The 23,686-nt window shown below is 51.2% G+C and carries 19 protein-coding genes and 1 pseudogene; 6 read left to right on the plus strand and 14 right to left on the minus strand.

Annotated features, from left to right (window positions below):
* Positions 1-20: 20 nt before the first annotated feature.
* The 5 genes and pseudogenes from ACI77B_RS01455 to ACI77B_RS01475 all read right to left on the minus strand — a co-directional run bounded on the left by ACI77B_RS01455 (position 21) and on the right by ACI77B_RS01475 (position 5,078).
* Positions 21-1,301, minus strand: a complete 1,281-nt coding sequence (locus ACI77B_RS01455; protein ID WP_409337048.1) for a serine dehydratase subunit alpha family protein — start codon at positions 1,299-1,301, stop codon at positions 21-23.
* 324 nt (positions 1,302-1,625) lie between these two features.
* Positions 1,626-1,757, minus strand: a pseudogene (locus ACI77B_RS01460) (transposase); the annotation flags it as partial.
* A 56-nt stretch (positions 1,758-1,813) separates the two neighbouring features.
* Positions 1,814-2,074, minus strand: a complete 261-nt coding sequence (locus tag ACI77B_RS01465; RefSeq protein ID WP_409337049.1) for a hypothetical protein — start codon at positions 2,072-2,074, stop codon at positions 1,814-1,816.
* 297 nt (positions 2,075-2,371) lie between these two features.
* Positions 2,372-3,382, minus strand: a complete 1,011-nt coding sequence (locus tag ACI77B_RS01470) for a C40 family peptidase (RefSeq protein WP_409337050.1) — start codon at positions 3,380-3,382, stop codon at positions 2,372-2,374.
* Between the two features lie 343 nt (positions 3,383-3,725).
* Positions 3,726-5,078: a replication-associated recombination protein A gene (locus tag ACI77B_RS01475; RefSeq protein WP_409337051.1), complete on the minus strand. Its 1,353-nt coding sequence runs from the start codon at positions 5,076-5,078 to the stop codon at positions 3,726-3,728.
* Between the two features lie 97 nt (positions 5,079-5,175).
* Between ACI77B_RS01475 and ACI77B_RS01480 the strand changes: the two genes are divergently transcribed.
* The 3 genes from ACI77B_RS01480 to ACI77B_RS01490 all read left to right on the plus strand — a co-directional run bounded on the left by ACI77B_RS01480 (position 5,176) and on the right by ACI77B_RS01490 (position 8,572).
* Positions 5,176-6,810, plus strand: coding sequence for a DNA methylase (locus ACI77B_RS01480; RefSeq protein WP_409337052.1), 1,635 nt, complete (start codon positions 5,176-5,178; stop codon positions 6,808-6,810).
* The gene (locus ACI77B_RS01485) at positions 6,803-7,114 is read left to right on the plus strand and encodes a hypothetical protein (protein WP_409337053.1); all 312 of its coding nucleotides are present in this window, start codon (positions 6,803-6,805) and stop codon (positions 7,112-7,114) included. The genes ACI77B_RS01480 and ACI77B_RS01485 overlap by 8 nt, the downstream gene beginning before the upstream one ends.
* 228 nt (positions 7,115-7,342) lie before the next feature.
* Positions 7,343-8,572 carry an MFS transporter gene (locus tag ACI77B_RS01490; RefSeq protein WP_409337054.1) on the plus strand — a complete coding sequence of 410 codons (1,230 nt, stop codon included), beginning with the start codon at positions 7,343-7,345 and terminating at the stop codon, positions 8,570-8,572.
* 45 nt (positions 8,573-8,617) lie between these two features.
* On the opposite strand, the gene ACI77B_RS01495 is transcribed toward ACI77B_RS01490, so the two are convergent.
* The 6 genes from ACI77B_RS01495 to ACI77B_RS01520 all read right to left on the minus strand — a co-directional run bounded on the left by ACI77B_RS01495 (position 8,618) and on the right by ACI77B_RS01520 (position 15,122).
* The gene (locus tag ACI77B_RS01495; protein ID WP_409337055.1) at positions 8,618-9,556 is read right to left on the minus strand and encodes a YitT family protein; all 939 of its coding nucleotides are present in this window, start codon (positions 9,554-9,556) and stop codon (positions 8,618-8,620) included.
* A gap of 571 nt (positions 9,557-10,127) precedes the next feature.
* A complete protein-coding gene (locus ACI77B_RS01500) occupies positions 10,128-10,994 on the minus strand; it encodes an ABC transporter ATP-binding protein (protein WP_409337056.1) in 867 nt (288 codons plus the stop codon).
* An 87-nt stretch (positions 10,995-11,081) separates the two neighbouring features.
* Complete coding sequence (locus ACI77B_RS01505; protein ID WP_409337057.1) at positions 11,082-11,882, minus strand: ABC transporter permease; 801 nt, start codon at positions 11,880-11,882, stop codon at positions 11,082-11,084.
* On the minus strand, positions 11,879-12,751 hold the full coding sequence (locus tag ACI77B_RS01510) for an ABC transporter permease (protein WP_409337058.1): 873 nt from the start codon (positions 12,749-12,751) through the stop codon (positions 11,879-11,881). Before ACI77B_RS01510 ends, ACI77B_RS01505 begins: the two co-directional genes overlap by 4 nt.
* A 70-nt stretch (positions 12,752-12,821) precedes the next feature.
* Positions 12,822-14,075 carry an ABC transporter substrate-binding protein gene (locus ACI77B_RS01515; protein ID WP_409337059.1) on the minus strand — a complete coding sequence of 418 codons (1,254 nt, stop codon included), beginning with the start codon at positions 14,073-14,075 and terminating at the stop codon, positions 12,822-12,824.
* A 156-nt stretch (positions 14,076-14,231) separates the two neighbouring features.
* Positions 14,232-15,122, minus strand: a complete 891-nt coding sequence (locus ACI77B_RS01520) for a nucleoside hydrolase (protein WP_409337060.1) — start codon at positions 15,120-15,122, stop codon at positions 14,232-14,234.
* Between the two features lie 221 nt (positions 15,123-15,343).
* Between ACI77B_RS01520 and ACI77B_RS01525 the strand changes: the two genes are divergently transcribed.
* Positions 15,344-16,579 (plus strand): nucleoside hydrolase, encoded by a 1,236-nt coding sequence (locus ACI77B_RS01525; RefSeq protein WP_409337061.1) that lies wholly within the window; start codon positions 15,344-15,346, stop codon positions 16,577-16,579.
* A gap of 142 nt (positions 16,580-16,721) precedes the next feature.
* On the opposite strand, the gene ACI77B_RS01530 is transcribed toward ACI77B_RS01525, so the two are convergent.
* The 3 genes from ACI77B_RS01530 to ACI77B_RS01540 form a co-directional block, all read right to left on the minus strand.
* Positions 16,722-17,606, minus strand: coding sequence for a methionyl aminopeptidase (locus ACI77B_RS01530; RefSeq protein WP_409337062.1), 885 nt, complete (start codon positions 17,604-17,606; stop codon positions 16,722-16,724).
* Between the two features lie 1,042 nt (positions 17,607-18,648).
* Positions 18,649-19,224: a hypothetical protein gene (locus tag ACI77B_RS01535; RefSeq protein WP_409337063.1), complete on the minus strand. Its 576-nt coding sequence runs from the start codon at positions 19,222-19,224 to the stop codon at positions 18,649-18,651.
* Positions 19,225-19,293: 69 nt separating this feature from the next.
* Positions 19,294-21,189 carry a substrate-binding domain-containing protein gene (locus tag ACI77B_RS01540; RefSeq protein ID WP_409337064.1) on the minus strand — a complete coding sequence of 632 codons (1,896 nt, stop codon included), beginning with the start codon at positions 21,187-21,189 and terminating at the stop codon, positions 19,294-19,296.
* A gap of 579 nt (positions 21,190-21,768) precedes the next feature.
* On the opposite strand from ACI77B_RS01540, the gene ACI77B_RS01545 reads away from it, so the two are divergent.
* Positions 21,769-22,671 carry a LysR family transcriptional regulator gene (locus ACI77B_RS01545; RefSeq protein ID WP_409337065.1) on the plus strand — a complete coding sequence of 301 codons (903 nt, stop codon included), beginning with the start codon at positions 21,769-21,771 and terminating at the stop codon, positions 22,669-22,671.
* Positions 22,672-22,919: 248 nt separating this feature from the next.
* A complete protein-coding gene (locus ACI77B_RS01550; protein WP_409337066.1) occupies positions 22,920-23,393 on the plus strand; it encodes a hypothetical protein in 474 nt (157 codons plus the stop codon).
* Positions 23,394-23,686: the final 293 nt, after the last annotated feature.

The raw sequence follows: 23,686 nt of genomic DNA on the forward strand, positions 1-23,686 counted from the left end.
GGAATTCTCATATTTATCCGCTACGCTCTCTTCTTCAGCATGATGTGGATGATTTCCTTATCGGTATCCGCCATGCCGTCCCGGGCCAGCTCACCGATGTTATCGATGGTGTTCTCTACGCCCTTCGTTACGATGCCATCGCCGCTGTAAAATTCGCTTCCCTGCTTATACATATTCATGCCGAGAAGTCCCGCCTCAATCGCGGACGCAATCTTGGCCGCGCAGCTCGCCTTGGCTCCGTCGCAGACGACGCCGGAATTGATCGCCAGGGTATTTACGATCGTATGGGAAATTTCCTTCATTCCGCCGCCGTACAGATAGGTAATTCCAGCGGCCGCACCTGCACCCGCACTGGTTGCGCCGCAGTAGGCCGACAGACAGCCGATTCCCGTCTTCAGATGAATCGCCGTCAGATTGCCGATAATCAGCGCCCGGAGCAGATGTTCATGGTCTGCCTTCAGATACTCTGCATATTTTATTATCGGAAGAGAAATCGTAATTCCCTGATTTCCGCTGCCGGAATTGATGACCACCGGAAGATCGCATCCGCCCATGCGCGCGTCCGAGCCCGCCGCAGCCCAGGCCTTTGCCTGATTCTGCACAGAATCTCCGTAAGATGCCAGCAGGACCTGACCGATTCTCGCGCCGTAGGGCTTTCCAAGTCCTTCTCTTGCAATCGCCGTGTTATAGTCGATCTGCCGCTGCAGGGTCTCCTCCACATCGTTCAGATCTGCCTTCTCTGCAAATTCAACAATATCTTCGATATTCAGCACGCTGCGGTCGGTCTTCTTCTGCGTTTCCGCGTCTCCACTGCAGTCCTTCTCAAACACCGGTTTTCCATTCTTTTCAATCTTCACCACATTGGTATGACGGTCGCAGATCAGCACTCTTGCCGAGTTCTCCCCTTTATATACGCGCAGGTCAATTTCAAACACACGGTCCGTGTCCGCCCTCTGCACGTTGATCTCATGGGATTCCAGATAGTCACGGATCGCCGGAATCTCCTCTTCCGTCACACCCGCCAGAACCTCAAGCTCCCGGTCCGCGTCTCCAGCTGCGATTCCCGCAGAAGCCGCCGCCTCCAGACCGTGCATGCCGCCCGTATTCGGCACGATGACACTCTTCACGTTCTTAATAATATTTCCGCTGACGATCACATCCGCTATCTCCGGAAGCTCCCCCAGCGTCTTTCTGGCCAGCGCCGCCGCATAAGCCACCGCAATCGGCTCCGTGCAGCCCATCGCCGGAACTAATTCTTCCTTCAGAATATTAACATACTGCTGATACATGTTCTGATCCATCGTTTTTCCCATCCGTTTTCTACTCTATGCACTATTGTATTTTTTATGTTTTTTCGACAAAATGTTCCCGGCAAGGAAGTTTTCGCCTTGGCCGGCCCGGTTTTTGTCGATTGCAGACAAATTCTTAAACCAAACATATGTTCGTTTCCACAGAATAACAGGATCTTACGCCCTGCTTGCAGGCACATAGTAACCGATTTTGTATTGGATTTCAACCAAGTATTTCAGTATGATGGTGTCAAGGGCTAAGTGGGAGTTCTTGTTGACAGATCTCCAGGCTTTTTCTGTGAGCTGTACGCGGCCTGTGCCTGGAACGCCTCCCGGCTCAATGATTTCAATTCCTTTTCTCTGGCACAGCATCCTTAACATTTTGCCAATGTCTGCACGAATTTTTCCATAGATGGCTTGTCTGCGGTACTTTGATGCAAACACGATGTGATACTTACAATTCCATATAAAAGGGCCGGTTCTTCCGAACCGGCCCTCTCTGCATGCAGGACACTCACTGCTTTTCAGCCGTTAGTGCGGCAGCTGCCTTTTGACTGCCTGGATGCGGCCCATGCAATGACCAGGCCCGCAACAGCAAATACAGCTGCAAACAGCGTATTTACCAAAGGCAGAGTAAAGAATGCAGTTGCATCCTCGAACAGCGACAGCGAATACATAATCCAGCTCGTAAGGATATAACCCAGTGAAACACCGAAGATTATCAGCCCTGTAAGCTGCACTGCGATGCAGATCCGTCTGTTTCTGCGATTATTGGTGCCTTCCATTGCATTTCACCTCCTCGCCTTCTCGAATATACATATGTGTTTAAATAGAGATATTCGTTTAAGATTTCTACGAGCCAGCGTGCCCTAATACCTGCATGATCAGATACACCTGTTTCTCTATCTGAAGTATATCACAACTGTATAAAAAAACGAACAATTTTTGCTATCCGTGATAAAAAATTGCATCCGTAAAGCAGCATTCACTACATAGAAAATCCGGAGAATGCACAGCGGAATTTCTGCTGCGCATTCTCCGGACGGGCCGTTCTATATATTTATGTTTCAGATATTCTGATTTTACTTCACTACTCGTCTTGCAGAACGTGCTGTCTTTCCCCAGTTCAGGGATGTGATTCCGATTCCGTACTGGTAGTTGATGGCGTGGACAACTTTTCCGTTTCCGATGTACATGGAGAAGTGTCCGCTGTAAAGAATGATGTCTCCCGGCTTCAGATTGCTCAGGGAAACTCTCTTTCCGGCTGTGGACGGGATTCTGGCTACGTTCAGGCCGAAGTGGCGGTAAACGGAATAAATGAATCCGGAACAGTCCGCTCCGTTGGTCAGGCTCGTGCCGCCCCAGCGATAAGGATTTCCGACGAATTTCTTCGCATAGTTGGCGATTTCCTGGCCGCTGGTTCCGCTGTAGGTTTTTCCCGTTCCGACCGTTACAGAACCGGTTCCCTTGGTAACGACCTTTGTTTTCGGCTGTGTTGTCTTGGTGGAAACAAGATCTTTATCTGTCGTTTCTCCGTTCGTCGTTGTTACTTCATAGGTCTTGACGGTCTTTCCCTTGACTCCGCCGGTAACCTTCTTAGTTGTTTTTCTCAGGGCGGAGCTTGTCTTATTTACTGTTTTATACGGGATGGTCGTTGTTGTCTTCTCTGTGGATACGATGGTTGTGTCCAGCGCCTTGTCTTCTACAACGCTGTCGCAGAACTCAGACTCGGAATCGACATCGTTTCCGCTGTTCTCCACGCTGGTCTTGTCCAGGCCGGAGCTTCTTACCGTCAGGGAGCTGTCATCGCTGAAGGTTACAGACTTGACATTGGAGTTATCCTCCTTGATCTGATCCTTGACTTCCTGCTCGAGTTCGCTGGAAGACTTATTGGTAGCTACATAGTAGGTTGTAGACTTCTCTCCGTTGCTGGCTACAACCTTGGAGACTGTGGTACTTCTTGCTGTATCTGCATAAACTGCAGAGTGTCCGGATGATACACCGAGGAAAGCCGTGCCTGCGGACAAAAGAGCTGCCATGCCGAGGCATACGGCTGCGGTTTTTCTGCGATTGGACTTTACCTTGTTATACATTCGTGAACTCCTTCTATTCTTCTCAATAAATTTTTTAAGCTTTAAAAACAATTCACGGGAAGTTCTTTCCGCTCTCCCGTGATCAACTGTCCTTATATTACTTAATTTCTGTTAAGAAGTCAATGGAATTCTTAGGTTTTCTTTAGAACTTCATATTTTCTCTTTGGAATTTCGGCATTTTCACTTTCCTCTGTCTCCGCCAAGCATACCGCATGACACTTGAAATTCCAACGTTATAGCCGTATAGCACTTTTTGTCCCCACACATTCTCCGCTATTTTATAAATCTAAAGAATTATCTTCCCATCACATAGCTTTCACATTTCTATTCTTAATACTTAACTTTATTTCTGCTCCTTCCGTTTCCGTTCTTTCCATTTCTTTATCGCCTGAAGCCGCTCCTTATATTTTTTCTCCAGGCCCTGTTCCGTCGGGTCATAATACACAGTCCCCTCTAGATCATCCGGCAGACACTGCATATCGGTCAGCTTTTCCTTTGTATCGTGGGCATACTGATAGCCCTTTCCGTAGCCTTCTTCTCTCATCAGGCCGGTGACGCCATTTCGGATATTCATCGGCACCGGCTCTGCCAGACTGTTCAGCGCGTCTGTCTTCGCGTGTTCATAGGCGCGGTAGAGGGCGTTGGACTTCGGGGCAAGCGACATGTACACCACAGCCTGCGTCAGATGCACGCTGCATTCCGGCATGCCGATGTAATGGCAGGCCTGATAGGCGGCAACTGCCGTCTGCAGGGCTCTCGGATCGGCCATTCCCACGTCTTCGCTGGCAAAACGCACAACTCTCCTTGCTACATACAAGGGGTCTTCCCCGGCCTCCAGCATCCTGGCCAGCCAGTAAACCGCCGCATCCGGATCGGAATTCCGCATGGATTTATGAAGGGCAGAAATCAGGTTATAGTGCTCTTCCCCGTCCCGGTCATAGAGCAGCATTTTCTTTCCGGTACACTGCTCCACCGTTTCTCTGCTTACGGTAACCGTCTGATCTTCGTTTTCCTGTCCGTTCAGCACCGCCATTTCTAATGTAGAAAGCGCACTTCTGGCATCTCCGTTGGAGAAAACGGCAATCTGATCCAGCAGGGAATCGTCTATCCGCACGCGGGAATTACGGCCGGATGCATCCGTCCCGAAGCCGCGCGGATCGTAGAGAGCGCGGCGGAGAACCTCTTTCACATCAGCTTTTGTCAGGGCTTTCAGCATGAAGACCCGGCAGCGGGAGAGAAGCGCGCCGTTCACTTCAAAGGAAGGATTCTCCGTCGTCGCGCCGATCAGGGTAATAGTTCCCCGCTCCACAAAAGGCAGAAAGGCGTCCTGCTGGGCCTTATTAAAGCGATGAATCTCATCGACGAAGACGATGGTCCGGCCGCCGAAGGCCTGATTCTGCTCGGCTTCCTTCATAACCTGGCGGATCTCCCGGATCCCGCTCGTTACCGCGGAAAAGTTCAGAAACTCCGCGCGGGTCTGGCGGGCGATGATCCTTGCCAGGGTTGTTTTGCCCACTCCCGGCGGGCCCCAGAAGATCATGGAACTGATCTGGTCGTGCTCAATCATGCGGCGGAGAATCTTCCCCTTTCCGACCAGATGCTTCTGCCCGGCGTATTCATCCAGGGTCTGCGGGCGGAGTCTGGCCGCCAGCGGTTCCTCTGTCCTTCTGTTTTCAAACATATTCACCTGCTTCATCGTTTCCCTCCGGAGAAAGAAAAATCTTCTGTACACGCTGCGCTGTTTCTGCTATAATAACATCAAACACATGTTCGTGTCAAGAGAGGAGGGGAAGATGTCCAAGGAACGCGCTTACATTGCGATCGATTTAAAGTCGTTTTACGCCTCGGTGGAATGCGCGGCGCGGCGTCTGGACCCCCTGCGCACCAATCTAGTCGTGGCGGATTCTTCCAGGACGGATAAGACCATCTGCCTGGCTGTGTCGCCGTCCCTGAAGGCCCTTGGAATTTCCGGACGCGCACGCCTGTTCGAGGTCGTCGCCAGGGTCAGGGAGATTAACGCCATGCGCGCTTCCCGCATACCCGGTGGCCGCTTCACCGGAGAATCCTCTGATGCAGACGAACTCGCGGCACATCCGGACTGGAAACTTACCTATATTACGGCTCCCCCGCGCATGGCCGCATATATTAAGGTAAGCACAGACATTTACCAGATTTACCTGCGTCACATCGCGCCGGAGGATATCCACGTCTACTCCATCGACGAGGTCTTCATCGACGCGACGGGATATCTGAAGACCTATAAGATGACGGCGCATGAACTGGCCATGCAGCTGATCCGCGAAGTCCTGCATGAGACCGGCATCACCGCGACAGCCGGCATCGGCAGCAATCTCTACCTCTGCAAGATCGCCATGGACATCGTCGCCAAACATAAGGAGGCGGACGCGGATGGGGTGCGGATTGCGGAACTGGATGAATATTCCTTCCGCCGGGAGCTCTGGAATCACCGGCCCCTGCGGGATTTCTGGCGGATCGGCCGACGGACGGAAAAGAAGCTTGCGTCCCGGGGAATTTACACCATGGGAGACATCGCCCGCTGCTCCCTGGGAAACCCTTCCGATTTCTATAACGAGGACCTTCTCTACCGCATGTTCGGGGTAAATGCCGAGCTTCTGATCGACCATGCCTGGGGCTGGGAGCCCTGCACGATTGACCAGATTCACTCTTACCGGCCGAAATCCAGCAGTCTGGGTTCCGGGCAGGTGCTGACCCGACCTTATAAATACGATGAAGCCCGGATTGTCCTGCAGGAGATGACGGAAAGTCTGGTTCTGGACCTGGTTGACTCACACCTGACCGCCGATCAGGTCGTGCTGACCGTCGGCTACGACATTGAAAACCTGCAGCACAGCATAAAAGGGAAGGACTACCGCGGTCCTGTGGTCGTTGACGGCTACGGCCGCCGGGTGCCCCGCCACGCCCATGGAACCGCCTCCTTCCACGAGCAGACTTCATCCGGAAGCCGAATTATCCCAGAGACCCTGGCCCTGTTCGACCGGATCGTGGACCCGGACCTGACCATCCGCCGGCTGACCATCACCGCCGGCCACACCCAGCCGGAGTCCCTCACTGAAGAAGAGCGGAAACAGCAGGAAAGCCAGCCGAAGCAGCTCAGCATGTTCGACCTGGCCGGCGGCATCGGCGGGTCCTCTCTGCTTTCTCCTTCCGGGACAAAAACCACGCGCAAGGAGAAAACGATCTCCCACACGCCCCAGCAGGAAAAACAGCTCCAGAATGCCGTCTTGAACATCCAGAAAAAATACGGGAAAAACGCCGTTCTGAAGGGAATCAGCTACCAGGACGGCGCAACCCAGCGGGAGCGGAACGGGCAGATCGGAGGCCACAAAGCCGGATCAGAGAAGAGTATCCCTCTTCATCCGAAAACGAGGCAGGAAAACAATGGATAAGAACACAAACGACAGCTTAACACCGGAAGAAGCAGAAACCCTCCGGAAATACGGAGACATCATCAATCTCCCGCATCCCCGCTCTAACCGGCATCCCCACATGTCCGCGGAAGCCCGGGCGGCGCAGTTTGCGCCCTTTGCCGCGCTGAACGGCTTCGAGACTGCCATCCGGCGCACCGGTCGAAAGGTAATGGAGCAGAACGATGACACGCCCGGCCGGCATAAGGGTAAATATTCACAGGAGGATGACCCTTTTGATGATGATCCCTTTGTCGATATTCCCCCGGCAGATTTTGATGATTAACAGGTTTTTCCATCTTGCATTTTTTCTTCTTATAGTGATAAACTAATAGGTAGTTGAGTTGCTGACAGAATTGAAGCGTAAGTCCAAACGGGCTTGCGCTTTTTCTTTTGCCGCAATTGACCGTGCCCGGTCTCTGTATCTTCCTGAGCTTCACGACCTGAACCGTACTCCACCCGCTTCAGGCCGCCGGACACACATTTTAAACTGAAAAGAAAGGTGATTATTTACATGTCAAAAGAAAATGCTCCACGCAGGTGGAAACTGACCACGGCGATTCTGTCGCTGTCTCTGCTGACCGTCATGGCCGGCGCCGCAGTCGCTCCGGCCCTCAGTCTGATTCAGGACTACTTTAAGAATGTCGATTCCATGTTCGTGCAGCTGATCATCAGCATGCCGGCACTGTTCATCGCCATCACCAACGCCTTCTTCCCGAAACTGGCGGCCCGCTTTAAGGCCAGGGCCCTGGTCATCATGGGCCTTCTCCTCTACGTCATCTTCGGCTGCGGCGCGGGTCTGTTCACCAACATCATCCTGATTCTGATCTGCCGCGCCCTGGTCGGCGTCGGCGTCGGCATCATCATGCCGCTGTCCACTGGCCTGATTTCCTTCTATTACACCAAGGACAAGCAGGACCATCTGATGGGCATGTCCTCCGCCATGAACATGATGGGCGGCGTAGTTGCCACATTAATTGCCGGACTTCTGGCCCAGATCAGCTGGCAGCATGCCTTTCTGGTCTACCTGATGGGTCTGATCAGCATCATCCTCTGCGCCATGTGGATGCCGAACGAGTCTATCGCTCCTGGCGATTCCGATTCTTCCGGCAGACAAAAAGAAACTGCCCAGGAGAGCAGTTTCAAAAAGTACTATGCCTACATTATCGCGATTTTCCTGGTCATGCTGACCTTCTTTATTTACCCGGCTGACTTTGCGATGGAGTCCGCAAGAATGCACCTGGTCCCAGAAAAATTCGTCGCCGCTGTCATGGCATCCGGAGACATTTTCGGATTCTTCGGCGGCCTCGCCTACGCGGGTATGCGAAAGCATCTGAAAGGCGCGACCCGTTTCGCGGCGCCGCTGCTCTTCTTCGCCGGCTACCTGATTCTGACCACCGTGACCAACTTCGGCGGAGCCATTGCCGGTTCCTGGTTCATCGGTTTTGCCAACGGCGTCGGCATCCCGTTTATTATTTCCTCCGCGTCGATCAAAGCAGGAAAAAACGCGGCTTCAACGGTTATGCCGCTTTTATCCATTTCCATGTACCTGTCTCAGTTCCTTGCGCCGTTTATTTTGTCCGGCCTGGAAAAGCTGATGGGCACATTCATTCCGGGATTCCATTCCTTCCAGGCGGCCATGATCACTGCGGCCCTGCTCTTCTTCTGGTCCTTCACGATCAAGGGCAGCGCGCAGCTGCCGCAGAAACCGCAGATTCATCAGGAAAAACATCAGAAGCACTAAGTACTTCAGAAATATTCATCCAACATAAAAAAGCACCAGCTCCGGCTAGTGCTTTTTCTGTTTCTGTCTCTGCTTCTGGCGCATAATTTCCAGACCGCCCTTACGGTCCTCTACATCCGGCTCGTAATCCTGATCCAGGAAGGTTGTGGTGAAGCCGTTTCCGTTGACCTCACTGACATTGCTGATGGTGATGAAGGCCTTGTCATCGATGGCCAGCGCGGCACGCTTGATGGCATTCAGATTGCGGCTGGAAACGACGCAGTAAACAACCCGCTGGTCATTCTGCATGTATCCGCTGGTGGTGTGAATCAGCGTCGTGCCATAGCCCAGCTTCAGCAGCCGTTCGTTCACCTCCGCCGGTTTCCGCGAGAAAATCATGATCTGCACACCGCCCTGATCCATGACGATGATTTTATTCATTACCACGCTGTAAATCAGCGCGTAGAGGATTCCCAGAATGATGCCATTGGTGCTGGTAACCGGGATCTGAATCAGGAAAATCGTGACGTCACAGGCGTACAAGATCGGCGCAACCTTCCAGCCCAGTTTCCGGTTCAGAATGATCGGCGGAACATCCATGCCGCCTGTAGAGCCGCCCATCCGGAGCACCAGACCCAGTCCGACACCGTCCAGAACGCCGGCGCAGATCGCCGCCAGCAGCGGGTCATTCACCAGGTGGTGCAGCATGGTCATCTTCTGGAATACCCCCAGACAAAAAGGAAAGAGAAAGGTACCAACGGCAATGGTTGCCGCAAACTTCTTTCCCAGCATCAGAAAGCCGACAACGAACAGCGAAACGTTAATTACAGCTACAGAAACCGTGACACCTACACCGAAATAGTAATGAAGCATTCTGCCGATTCCGGTAACCCCTGCAACCGTCATATGATACGGGAGGGCAAAACACGCCATGGCGAATGCGCTCATCGCGTTTCCCAGCAGCAGCTGGATCGTATCAAGAACAAACTTGCGATTCTTCTTCATCTGTGCCTCCTGTCTTATTCTTCTAAAAACTCATTATTTTATCCGCATTACCATGCAGCTTCTCCGTCCGAAAAGCGCATCCGGCAGCATCCTTTCCGGCATACGCCCTCCGCCCCTTCGCTCCGGTCGGTCCGCTTCCGCGCGCAGAAATTCCCGATGCGCGCGTCCGCCCCGCATAAGAGCACACATGCTTTTGCGTAAGAATAGATTATATCAAAGGAAAACACAGATTGGAAGAAAAATCCAGCTGATTCAGTGAAAAATAACCGGAGTCTCTGTCTTTCTCATGAGACAGGCATGAAATTTTTTGCTGATTTCTGTCGTCAGATATATAAGGGACGCATTCAAACAGAATGCCGGATTCCGGAGCGCTCTCCGGGATGGCCGCAGAGTCGGAGCCCATCCGAAAACCCGCGGGAACTGCCGCAAACGTTAATGCATACGGTGCGGCAGTCCGCTCGCAGGTTTTATCGTCTGGCTCCGGCTGCGGCATCATCCCTGCGAGAAGCTCCGTCATCCAGCATTTGTTTGAAATGCAGATTCTTATTGTCTGTTTTATCCCGCCTGACATTCATTCTGCGGTCAGCCGCTGCTCGTTCTCCTTCTTCTCCGGCACGGCTCCGGCTTTCAGCATAACGTCGTAGTTTCCGTCCGCAATGTCAATCGGAAGCTCTACGCGGCTGTCTGCGCGGAAGATGCCGTTTTCCACACTTCCGGACAGGTAGACACAGTCGCGGAAGAACGCGGAAACTTTCTGGTTTGCAGGGTGATGATAGATTTCTGCTGGCTCTGCGTACTGCAGAATCTGTCCGTCCATCATGACCGCGGCTTTGTCGGCCATGGACACGGCTTCCTGACGGTCGTGGGTAACCAGAATTGTGGTCATGTGAAATTTCCGGTGCAGTTCTTTTACCAGGCTCCGCATGCCCTCGCGGAGGTTTTCGTCCAGTGCGGAAAAGGGTTCGTCCAGGAGCAGGACGTCCGGGCGGGCCGCCAGTGCGCGGGCCAGGGCGATTCTCTGCTGCTGGCCGCCGGACAGCTGATGGATGCGGCGTTCTCCGTATCCTTTCAGCTGCACGTCTTCCAGAAGTTTTTCTGCCTCTTCATGGCGCCGTGCCGCGCTGACACCGCGGATTTTCAAGGGATAGGCCACATTTTCTTCTACGGACATGTTCGGAAACAGGCGCATGTCCTGAAAGACGATGACGGTGTTTCTTTTATGAGGCGGAAGGGTGGTGATATCATTCCCGTTCAGACGGACAATGCCCTGCGAAGCAGGATAAATCCCGGCAATCGCCTTGAGCAGAGTACTTTTGCCGCATCCGGACGGGCCCAGAAGGGAAATAAACTGGCCTTCTTCAACCTGAAGGGAGATGTCCGGGAGGATAACATGCTTTCCGAACTGCACCCGCAGATTTTCTATACTTAATTTAATCATGCTTGTTCCTTTTCTTGATTTCACGAGCTGCTCCCTTCTGTGGAGCAGACTCAGCAAGGGATCTCCTTGCGGATTGGTTTTTGCCGCTTATGCCTGCAGATTCCGGTTCATTTTCTTCAGAATGCTCTCGAAAACCGCGAAGACGAGCAGCGCAGACCCGACGAATACGACGGAGTAGACGGAAGAAAGTGCACGGTCGCCGCTCTGAATATAAGGCACCAGAACCAGCGCGATGGTCTTGATCTTTCCGCCTCCGGCAAGGAGGGTCGTGAAGTACTGGCTGTAGGAAATGATGAATGACATGCAGAAGGAGGACAGGATTCCCGGCAGCAGCTGCGGCAGGGTGACATCCAGAAAGGCTCTTCCCGCCGGCGCGCCCAGCACCTGTGCCTGTTCTTCCAGTGCGTTTCCGGCCGCTGCGATCATATCGCTCATGATCGCGTAGGCGTAAGGCAGGCCGCAGACCAGATGCACCAGCACGACGCCGGTCATCGTGTCGTTCAGCCCAATCCGGATCAGGGTGACCTGAAAGCCCATGGCGAACACGGTTCCCGGAACGACCATCGGAAGGAATTCCAGATAACGGATAGCTGTTCTTCCCGGAACCCGGTAGATTTCTGTCGCCCTCGCCGTCATCACTGCAATTACGGTAGATAAGAAGGCTACAATCGAGGCCAGGAGAACACTGCTTCCGAGCAGACCCGGAAGCGGAGAAGATCCGAAAAGCAGTTCATGCCAGGTTCTTCCGGTCCAGGTCTGCGGGGCGATATGCGGCCAGGGCCATTTTCCGGTAAAGGACCAGAGGACGATCACCAGAGCCGGAATCAGGATAATCACCGTCGTGAGAATCAGTACGGCATGCATGACGCCTTTTTTGTTCGTTCTCATGCGCGGCCTCCTCTCTTTTTCATAAGCCGGTGCATCAGGAGTGCATAGAGCATCGCCATCAGCGCGGATAAGATCAATGTGATTCCGTTCATGGCCATGGCGTAAGGCCGGTCTTTCAGATCCGGCGTCTGGAACTGGATGTAGGTCTGCACCGGAAAGGCCTTTGGCTCCGTTGCGCCCAGCAGAAGCGGAACTTCATATCCGCCGAAGGCAAAGATAAAGATGATCAGAAATGCCTGGGCGATTGCCGGCATACTCATCGGCAGCGTGATATCGAAAAAGCTTCTCACCGGACTTGCGCCCAAGTTCTCTGCCGCTTCGCCCAGGGTTTCCCCGACGCTCTTCATCAGTGCCAGGGTGAAATAGGCCACAAACGGCGATTCTTTCCAGATATAGGCGATAATCGCTCCGCTGTAACTCTGCCCGTACAGAAAATCCGGGAAATGATTGTAGTTATGTAAAAGTCCAAGCGCGTAGAAAATACGCGGAATAATTCCTGTCTGTGAAAGAAGCGCCACCGTAAACACCGCGACAACCGCGTGCGGAACCAGAATCGGCAGCCGCACCACCGTCAGCATCCCGCCCTCTGCCTTCCGGCAGCGGATCAGCGCCGCACAGATCAGCGTTCCCAGAATGGATGCGATTACCGCCGAGAAAAACGCGATCCTCAGGCTGGCCAGAAGCGACTTCATCAGCCCCGGCTCCTTCAGCACTTCTTTATAATAATCCAGCGTAAAGGTCGTAAGCCCAAACGCTCTGATATAGCCCAGTCCCTGCACAATTACGTTAATGACCGCGGCGATAATCGCCGCGGTCACAAGCATAAATGGGATTAAAAGCAGAAACGGGACAACCCGTCTGTTTTTCATAATTTAAACACCTGTCCTGTCTGTCAGATGCTGCCCCTCCGCGCCTTTCTCTGCGCCGGCAGGCAGACAACTATTTTCCGACAACTTCCTCGCTCCAGATCTTCTCGATTACCGGAACCAGGTCAGCCGGCATTTCCGGAACACGGTGCTTCAGCAGTGTATCCTGGCTCAGTGTACCGCTTCCCATATCAACACTTTCAAACTGCTTCTTCTGAGAAGAACTCAGCTTGTCCATGTCCGTAACCGGCAGATTCTTTACTTCCTTATACTGGGTCAGCTGCATCTTCGGCGACAGGATGGCATTGATCAGCACTTCCGCACCAGCCTTGTTCGGAGAATCGAAAGCGATCGCCATGTAGCTGGTGTTACCGATTGTTCCTTTATCAAATACAAAGGTCTGATTGGTCTTGCTGATCAGTCCGTCGGCAATTCCCTTTGTGACGGAATACGGGCTGTAGCTCATATCCATAACAACTTCGCCGTCCTGATACATGGTATCCAGCTTGGTGGATGTGCTCGGGAAAGTCTTTCCCTGCTTCCACAGATACGGGTTCAGCTGACGCAGATACTTGATAGCCGGCTGAATGGCCTTCTTTACGGTGGCCTTATCCGCCTTCATGTTCTGGAACTTCTTATATCCGCCGCATGTCTCGTAAATAATATTGCGGACGAAGGCACTTCCGGTAAAGTCCGGCGGTGCAGGATAAGTAACCTTGCCCTTATTCTTCTTGCAGAACTCCAGCAGTTCCTGCGCGCTCTTCGGCGTGTCCGGAGTAACCTTGCTGTCGTTGTAGAATACGAACTGCGCCTTTGCGTACGGAGCCTCATAGCCCTTGATCGGCTTGCAGAAGTCGTACTTGGTCTCCTGATCGTTCAGGTCGATGTATTTCTTCATGTTCGGCAGTCTGCTGGTGAACGGTCCGTACAGGAGGCCGTTGCCCTTAGCGGAATAGAAATTCTCGCCGTTGATCCAGATGACATCGATGCTTCCCTTCTTGGTGCCGCCTTCTTTGTCGCTGGACAGCTTGGCCAGAATATCATCGATATCCATGCCGACAACCTTCAGATTGATGTCGTACTTTTCCTTGACGTAAGGCTTGACTGTGTTATTCAGCCAGGCGTTTCTGTCCTTGTCTCCGGCCCATCCGTAGAATGTAACCGTCGTTCCCTTCGCCTTCTTCTCCACCTGGCTCCAGCTCATGCCCGCCAGAGAGTCTTTGCTTTTGGAACTGTCAGACTTACTGCTTCCGCATCCGGTCAGCCCGAACGCCACAGTCGTCAGCGCCAGCATGACCGCCAGCAGCAGTGCGATTTTCTTCTTCATAAACTACTCCTTTTCCATTATCGGACAAAATATTTCCGCGCTGCTTCCGCAGCGTCTCCGCAAGAGGATTTCCCTGCCGGCGGCCGCATTGCTCTCGGCCTCCGTCTCTGCTCCTCCTGAATGCAGTCCTTGTGATGTTTCTGCCTGCCGCAGAAGTTACGATTCCGCCGGAATACAGACATCCGCCCGGAAAATCGTATCGTACACGTGCCGTGTGTACGCAGAACGGTCCCGGATTTCCGGGAGTGTAAGGGCCCTTTCCGGTCCGTCTCCCTTCAGCATTCCGCTCCGAAGCGATTCTTCTGTCGGATGAAGCTTCTCCCTCTTCATCAGAAAATATTCCGGATGCAGGGCCTGCGCCGCCGCCATCACATCCCAGCAGACGAATCCGCCGAGTCCGTAGTTTTCATGATAAAACTGGAACCAGTAATCCAGTTCATGAGAGAGAAAATCCGCCAGCTGCCCCGGGTGTTCAGCCAGCGTCTTCCGGAACTCTTCTTCCGCGATAAAAGAATGAAAGGAATTCTGTTCCGTCGCAATGCGGACATCTCTGCCGTTTCTGACAATCTGAAGCGATGCCTGCGGATCGCAGGAAAGATTCAGTTCTGCCATCGGCTCTCCACCGACCAGAAGCGGCTCCGTAATTCCTCCCATCAGAGAAAAACAGTTTACCTCCTGATAAAAGCCTTTCTTCAGGCTTTCCGCCCCCTTCAGATTACTCATGGATCCGGTAGCGATGACGATCAGTTTTCCGGCATGTTTCTCTGCCTGTGTTCTCAAAAACACAGATGCATCATTGCTTTCCCTGTCCTCTGCAGATTCCGCGCCCTTCCAGACCGGAATATCGCTTCTCCCCCAGAGTTTCAGCAGACGGACCGTATTTTCATATACGGTATCCTGCGTACTGTTTCCATAGGCGCAGGTCACGCCGAGAAGCCGGACTTCTGGACAGCCCAACAGATAGAGCAGCGCCATGCCGTCATCCACATCGCAGCCGGGCACGCCCATGGTGTTGTCACAATCTAGAATAACTGGAATATTTTCCATTCTATTACGCCTTTCATTTGACCAGGTCTACTATATATCTAAGAATACCCAAACATAACCTGTTAGTCAATCGGATATAAGGTTTTTATTCATTGATAATTTCTATACGTTATTCACTGTGCGTCAGCACATTTCTTTCGCCGTCCAGTTTCTTTTTGTCATAAAAACATATTATACTGATTGTAATGGACATATTTCTGAATAATGGAGAGAAAACCAATATGAAACATATCTTATTCGACTGCGATAATACCATGGGAATGGAAGGCCGTCCGATGGATGACGGACTGGCGCTCTTGTATCTGGCAGGGTGTCGGGATGAAGCGGAAATCGCCGGGATTGCCTGTAATTTCGGAAATGGCACAGCTGCGGAAACGTATTCCTGCACCAGAGAACTGCTGCAGGAAGCCGGCCTCAATTATATTCCTCTATATAAAGGAAGTGAAAAGGGAGAAGACCCGAGGAGCGAAGCGGCGGAACTGATCGTCAAGGCGGCGGATCAGCACAAGGGTAAACTGCAGTATCTGGGCATCGGCTCGCTCGGAAATCTTTACGGCGCCTATCTGATCGACCCGGATATTTTCAGTAAGATCGACCGGATTGTTCTGATGGGCGGCATCACAGAACCGCTGTATATTCACGGATCGACTCCTCTTCATGAACTGAATTTCTCGATCAATAGTGAAGCATCCTGCTATGTCCTGACCCATGGAAAAAATATCAGTATTATTACGGGGAATAACTGTCTTCCGGTCTCTGAACTGCCGAAGGACGAGTTTATGGACAAGATGTGCCTGAATGACAATCCGAGCGGCATGTACATTGCACAGAAATGCGGCTACCGCTTCCATGACAAGGAAGTGATTTACGGCGCGGACAGTTCGTATTTCTGGGACGGAGTTGCCGCCGCCTATCTGCTGTATCCGGACATGTTCACCGATCATCCGACGCCGTGCCGGATCAACCCGGAAGACATGGAATCCGGATTTCTGCATCCGACTGATGAAGATCAGGCCAACTGTGTTCTGAACCTGCCGCAGGCAAAAAACCGCCGGACTTTCCAGAATACATTCTATGAAGGATGGCTGAATCTGAACATCAATACCCCGGATAAAAATTTTTCCTGCAACGGAGTCTACCTGGACCGGCTTCTGCAGCCGTCGATTCTGATCGAACTGAGCAAGTCGCCTGCCCACGGCTTTCTGCTGATGCAGAAGATGAAAAATGACGGCCTGATCGACAGCAGCCTTGACCCGGCTGGTTTCTACCGCCGGCTGAAAAAACTGGAGCAGGACAACTGCCTGACTTCTGTCATAGACCGCAGCTCCGGAAAGCCGAGACGCGTGTTCTCCATCACGGATTTCGGGCGCCGGACCCTACTCGCCTGGGAGCGGACCCTGGAAAACTATAATCAGCACATTCAGCTGATTCTTCGGGAAATCGAGAAAGTAAAATAAAGCGGTGAAAAGAACGGGGGCTGTTGTACTATGCTTATTCTAGCTTAGTGCAGCAGCCCCATCGCTTTTCATCACTGTTATACAGCCTGTTTCTGCGTTTCTTCAGCACCCTGCTGCAGAAGAAAGCAGTTCCTCACTCTAATTAATATGCCAGTACCTCACAGCCGTCTTCGGTTACCAGAGCCTGAACTTCCCACTGCGCAGACATGCTGCCGTCTCTGGTGTAAACGGTCCAGCCGTTCTTTTCATCGACCTTGATTTCCGGGCGGCCCAGATTGATCATCGGCTCGATGGTGAAGCACATTCCCGGAACCATCAGCATTTCCTCACCCGGCTTGCTGACATAGCTGACAAAAGGATCTTCATGGAACTCGCATCCGCAGCCGTGTCCGCCGAATTCCCAGACAACGCTGCATCCGTTCTCTACGGCATGGCGGTGAACCACATCACCCATGTCTCCCAGCGTCTTCCAAGGCTTTACGGCCTTTACGCCGAGATCTACACATTCTTTTGCTACGCGGACAAGCTTCTGATTCTCTTCAGAAACATCTCCGATCATGAACATACGGGAAGAGTCTGAATAATACCCTTTATAAATCGTTGACATATCAACGTTTACGATGTCTCCATCTTTCAGAATGACATCCTCGGAAGGAATACCGTGGCAGACTTCGTTATTGACGGATGTGCACACGCTCTTCGGATAGCCTTCATAATTCAGGTCTGCAGGGATTGCGCCGGCCTTGGTGACCACGTCATAAACCAGGTCATCAATCTCGATCGTCGCCATGCCCGGATGAATCTTCTCCGCAACCGCATCCAGCGCAGCGATGTTGATCTTCGCGCTTTCTTTAATTCCGGCGATTTCCTCCGGCGTCTTGATGATCGCACGCTCCGGAACCTCATAGCCCTGTTCCTCATATTCATCAATCTTCAGATCCAGAGGCATGTGGCATTTCTTGTACTTTTTCCCGCTGCCGCACCAGCAGAGTTCGTTTCTTCCCATTTTCGGATTGGTGTATTCCATATTCTATGAGCCTTCTTTCTCTCCATTCTTCGGGTCAAACAACTTTTATTTTAGCATGTAAAGTTCTGTTTTTCTATATACATAATAAGACCTTTGCATATTTTCTACGGTGGTCGGGGAGGCTGTCCGATCGATACAAGTCTCTGACCACCGGCTGCTCTTTCTGAATGAGATTGTTTTCACATTGCTGCTGTGATTCTCATGCAGCATTCTGCGCCTGTTCTCCTTTGTCTGTTTGTATACGCAGCAACAGAAAATATAAAAAACGCATATATATGCATGTATATGTATGTATTTTGCATTCATTTAACTTCGTATTTTTCTGGTTCGTTTAAATCATGATTATTATATTTTCCGCAGAACCAGGCTTTCTCTCAAGTTAAATATTCCGAAAACTACAGCCCGCTTTTGTAACATATTTACTTCAATTCCATGTTTTCGTCAGCCCTCTGAGGAATGAATTCCCCGCATTTGCCCTTCCCAAAAGGCTATTATCCCCTCATCATCCACAAAATTCCAGTCGATACTACTTTCCTTATGATATTCCCGGTTTATCCACGGATTTATAATTATTCGGTTCTGCGCTTTCTGTCAAAAATCGAAAAAAAACGAACCGTAATAAATTTCATCACGCTTTCATCACATTTCCAGGCTCATCTTCCAGAACTGCTGGGGATCCCAAAAAAACATGCCCTCAAGTCAGGTAATAAATTATCCACATTCAAATTCCCATGTAGAAATTATCCGTTATCGGAAACAATATAAAATCAGGAACTCCACACGCCCTGACGAAGCCGGCATACAGTATACACGCAGCGGCAGCACCGCAGTCTCACCTATTAACCTCCTTCTGCCTTCACCTTCACCGTCACAGACTTCAACCTCAAAAGAAACCCATCTCCTATACATCCCACGCATACAGAACCCCCTCCATAAGCGGACAGTGTGAACGCCCTGATTTTCAGGGAATTTTCCACTGCCCGCTCATGAAGGGGGCTCATCATTCTGAATTTCTATTTTCCGATCTCGCGGGCCGGCGCCTCTACTCGGTCTGCATTCCGCCGTCCACGGTGTTTCCGGCGTTCTGGACGGCGATTATTCCGCTGCTGCGCATGGCAGCGCCAGGTTCCTGAGAGCTCTGGCTCTGATTGAAGAAGGCCGCGCCGAACAGCATGCCGATGCAGGCGATAACCATGAACAGGAACATGCGGATTCTCTGGAATTTTGCAGCTTTCTCCTGCTCATACTGCCGGAGAGTCTGGCCGTTTTTGTGTGTCCGTGAAAACGCTGCTACGGCGAGGGCGTTTCTCTTAAAACGTTTCAGCGCCGCAGGGTCATTGGAGTGTTTCCACCAGATCGTTTTCCCTGTTTTCGACACTCCGGCCTTGTTCCAGTAGGATTTTTGTCCGGCCTGATAAGGAAGCGGTTCAGACCCCAGGGAAACAACCTTCATCTTCCCGCCGACCCAGAGATCCGTGGTCTTTTTCTTGACTCCGTAAACCTGAACGGATTTTCCGTCTTCAGAAGGGCAGAAATAATTCAATGTCTTCCAGTTCTTTACGTAACGTCCCTTTCTTGCTTTCCGTTTTCTGAGCGGACGTCCTGGATTTCTGCGCATGAATCATTCCCCCTTTCTGTCTCATTATCCCCAGCCTGATGTTTCCGCCAGACCGGCTCGTTCATGCGCTTACGCGCTGTGGTGTTTCTTGTCTTCGATCATTTTCTGTCCGGCCTTGTTGATGCAGGCTTCCAGGGACAGTTTTTCATCAGCTTTCAAAACAAACTGGCCAAGGCTGATCCGCAGACGGAACGGGTATCCGCTGTCCTTTGCCGCCTTGTTGGCTGCATCTTCCAGGCGTTCACCGATATGGTCTCCGTCAGTTTCTCCCAGCAGCAGGAATTCATCGCTTCCGTAACGCATGCCGAAGCATCCTTCTTCGCTGCAGATCGCGCTGACGCTGTCCGCCAGCATGCGGAGCGCCGTATCGCCCATCTCATATCCGTAGATCGCGTTGATTTCCTTCATATTATCAACATCCATAAAGCAGAAGCGGACATTCTTTTCCTCTTTCCGCAGACGGTCGAACATCGGCGCGCCGAAGCGTTCCAGTCCGATCCGGTTGTATAATCCGGTCAGCGGGTCCTTTACATACAGAGTATGCAGACGGTGGTTCAGCTGTTTCAGCAGATGGGTTCTCCGGATATTCTCCATCGCGTTTTCCATCAGCATCAGTGTCGTCTGGAGAAAATTGAACTCGATGGAAGGAGATCTTCCATCCATGGCGACATATCCGAGGTGCACCTTGTTATAGTGCAGCGGGCAGAAGATCAGCAGGCGGTTCCTGGACGGGATTCCCTCTGGCAGCATATTTTTTGCCGAAAACTCACTGTAGACATGGGTTCCTTCGTTCAGTTTCATGGATCCGGCCATTTCTCCGGATACAGCCATCAGTTCGGCCTGTCCGGAATATGCTCCGTCGATGCGTTCACGTTCATACTGGCGGAGATAGCCGGCATTGATCATCAGATATACATTGCGGGCACCCAGTACCGGGGCGAACTTCTCGAATGTATCCATGAAGTCATTCAGATCCTCAGCATCCAGCATCGCTCTGTCCATGGCAGACTGTCTGCGGTAGTAAGTCTGCATGTAGAGTTCCTGCTCATGATAATTTCTCTTCAGGCGCTCGATGTCGTCCGGATCATTCGGGCATCCGCAGGACGCGCTGTTTACCAGCCGGTGCGGGCTGTAGATACAATCGCTTCCGCCGCCCGCATTTCCTTCAATACGTTCCTTCAGAACCGTCAGGGCGGTGTAGGTAATTCCCGGGTAATCACGTTCAATGGTGCAGAGACGCGGCTCATGGAAGGCGCCGATTGTCAGATTATCAAAACCGGTAACCAGAATATCCTCAGGGACTCTGACTCCGTATTTCTTCATGCAGTCGCAGAAACCGACTGCCATATCATCATTGCTTAATACGGCTGCATCCGGAAGAGCCTGCGCATCGTAGCCGTGATCCTGAAGAAGTTTCTCTGCAGCATCATAGCCGCTCTCCTTGGACCAGGATCCGTCGACGATCTGGTAGTTGGCCGATCCGACGCCGTTTTCCCGGCAGGCCGCCAGGAATCCCTGTTCTCTGGACTGCGCCTCTTCACTGCGTCTCAGTCCCCTTACAAAAAGCAGCTTTCTGGCTCCATGCGCACGGATTACATGTTCGGTAATTTCTTTCTCAGCCTCAAAATTATCCGTACCGACGAAGGTTACGCCCTGAAGCTGGTAATTAATTGAAACGACAGGAAGTCCCATCCCCATCGCGTAATCGGCAAATTTCTGCCGCATTTCTCCCGGCCAGGACTGATTTCCTTCCAGAATCACTCCATCGTAGCGGGTCAAATCCGGCAGATAGAAGAAATCGTCTGCCACATCCTGCGGGTCTTCACTTCCATAAACGCCGAACTCATCAAAGACAGAAATATCGACATCCGGATTCAGTTCCAGAAACTGCTCCATTCCTTCCAGAAACCGGTTGACCAGTTGATAATTCCAGTCTGAGGTAAAAAAAGCTATGTTCTTCTGCATGATAAATCTCCCATTCCAAAAATTCTTCGCACATTCCTTTCTATTATATTACCATATTTTTCCGCAATTGCATGTTAAGATTTCCAGATTTCACACGGAATACAGAATAGATGAAGAAATCCGCCTCTTATTCTATGACTGCGGAGATAGTATTTTCAATGGAAAGATAATATGCCTGCTGCCATTTATGAGGAAGAATAAAGGCAGCGGGCAATATTGAAAATCTGTATATATCTGTATTTCACGGAAATCAGCACAAAAAACAGAGAATTCTGTTCTGATTTCTCAAGCAGTAATTAAGTATATCAACATCCTTGATTGTGTTTGTGTACTGATGACGCTCGGAGTTGCTGCTCCCATGCGATCGACAGGCCGTTTCGATCAATATACACGCGATTCATAATCTTATTTTTATTACTACTCTGTGTTGCTTTATCCCTCTGACTTTACTATAATGAAATTGAAGGTATTTGTATAGCGACAAATAGTATTGATAGAATTGAATTTAATTCATATCTATCTATAATATAGCTTAGATCGTTAGAATACAGACAAAGTTCAAACGGAGCAAGAGAATATATGGACATAAAAAAATGCAAAATCTTTGTATTGACGACGGAAACAGAGAACATTTCCAAGACCGCTGACCTGACGGGCTACACCCAGTCGGCCATCAGCCATATGCTGAAATCCATGGAAAAGGAAACAGGAATCCAGCTTTTTGTGCGTGACCGGTACGGAGTCCACCCGACACCAGTTGCCAGAGAGCTCCTTCCTCATATCAACGCACTTTTAAACGAGAATGAGAAAGTGGAGCAGTTCATCTATGATCTTCACGGATTGGAAGTCGGCACGCTGACGATCGGCACATTTTCCAGTATTGCTTTGCATCTCCTTCCGGATATTTTTCGAGATTTTTCGACTTCTCATCCGAATATTTCCTTTAATATCAAGGAAGGCGGCAGTGACGACCTGGAACGCTGGACGGTGGACAATGAGGTGGACTTCTGCCTCTACAGCCAGAACCAGAACAGTCCGCTTCAGTTTTTCCCGCTTACAAAAGATCCGATCGTAGCAGTTCTGCCGCCGGACTTTCCTCTGCTGAAGGGACAGACATCTGTCCCGATTCAGATGTTTGACAAACGTCCATTCATCATTTCTCAGGCGGGAATTGAATACGATATTCACCGCGCTTTAAATGAAGCCGGCATCACTCCCAATGTCCGGTATTCTTCTAAAGATGATAAGACCATTATTGCCATGGTGGAACATGGCCTCGGCGCAGCCATGCTTCCGAAGCTCTCCACAAACAACGCGCCGGCGGATGTACTCAACCTTCCGCTGGATCCCCCGTATTCCCGCACTCTGGGAATCGGTATCAAAGACACAAAAAATGCTGCTCCCCTCACCAAACTTTTCATCCGTTACATTCTGAATCATTTTCATTCCGATTATCCGGATCCATTTCCAACCGGGAAATAATCTCTTCTGATTCAGAAAGAGAGGAGCATACTTATGGGACTTGGACCGAGCATTAAAATGACCACATTGATTTTACAGAAGTCATCCGCGCGCTCGGTGAACACGGCATTCCCTCTGTCGGCCTGAGCTATATCGGACTTCAGGGGAGACTCGTCTGCCGCAATCCTTATGTCAACACGATCATCGATTTCAATATAGGAACAGGGATCACCCTTGAACTTTCCGGCATCCGGGCAATGCTCAACGGCGTGGAAGATAAAACCGGATACCAGCCGGCCAATATTGGTTCGTCAGAAGGAATTCTTTCCGAACATGTCTGTTTTGACCGTGCCGGAACCCCTGCGTGGAACGATCTGATCCTGCATATTGATTTCCTGTTTCAGGAAGGAGAAGGCCGAACAGCAGAAGGAATCGAAGCTGCACACCGGACCGCGGACAGAATTCTTCAGGAAATCCGCAGAGCAATGCTGAAGACAGCCGAAAACCAGGATTTTCTGAATTCTTGCCAGTCAGAAACGTTCAACTTTACTGCACATCCCGGCAAGATGCGCCTGATTCTGGTGAAAATTTCATCCGGTCTCGGAAATATGTATGATACAGCGATATTTCCGGATCAGCCGGGCGGAATCCTCGGCGCACAGCAGATGCGCCTGAGAAATAACGACCCGGTCATCTTCAGCCCGCTTCAGGTCCTGGACGGCGCCATTCATACGCTGATCTGAGGCTGTGCTTTCCGCGGCCAGTCTGAATACGGTACAGGATAAGAAACCGGATATTCTTTTCCCAGAATTTGGGAATATCAATAATCTACAATGCAGACTCCATGGCAAATATGGGAAACTGCTCAGCGAACTTTAAGATGCTGGCAGATCCGGGATCCAAATCGTGTTAATTGTTAATGAGGCCGCCGACCATGCTGTTTTGCGCACGGTGCAGCGGCCTGTTATCCTGAAATTTCAGTCCAGCAGCCATGCAATCTGTTTTCCACTTCATATACAGCAGCTGTCTCTTCTCT

The sequence above is a fragment of the Eubacterium sp. F2 genome (genome assembly GCF_046244355.1).
Classification (GTDB): domain Bacteria; phylum Bacillota; class Clostridia; order Peptostreptococcales; family Anaerovoracaceae; genus Aminicella.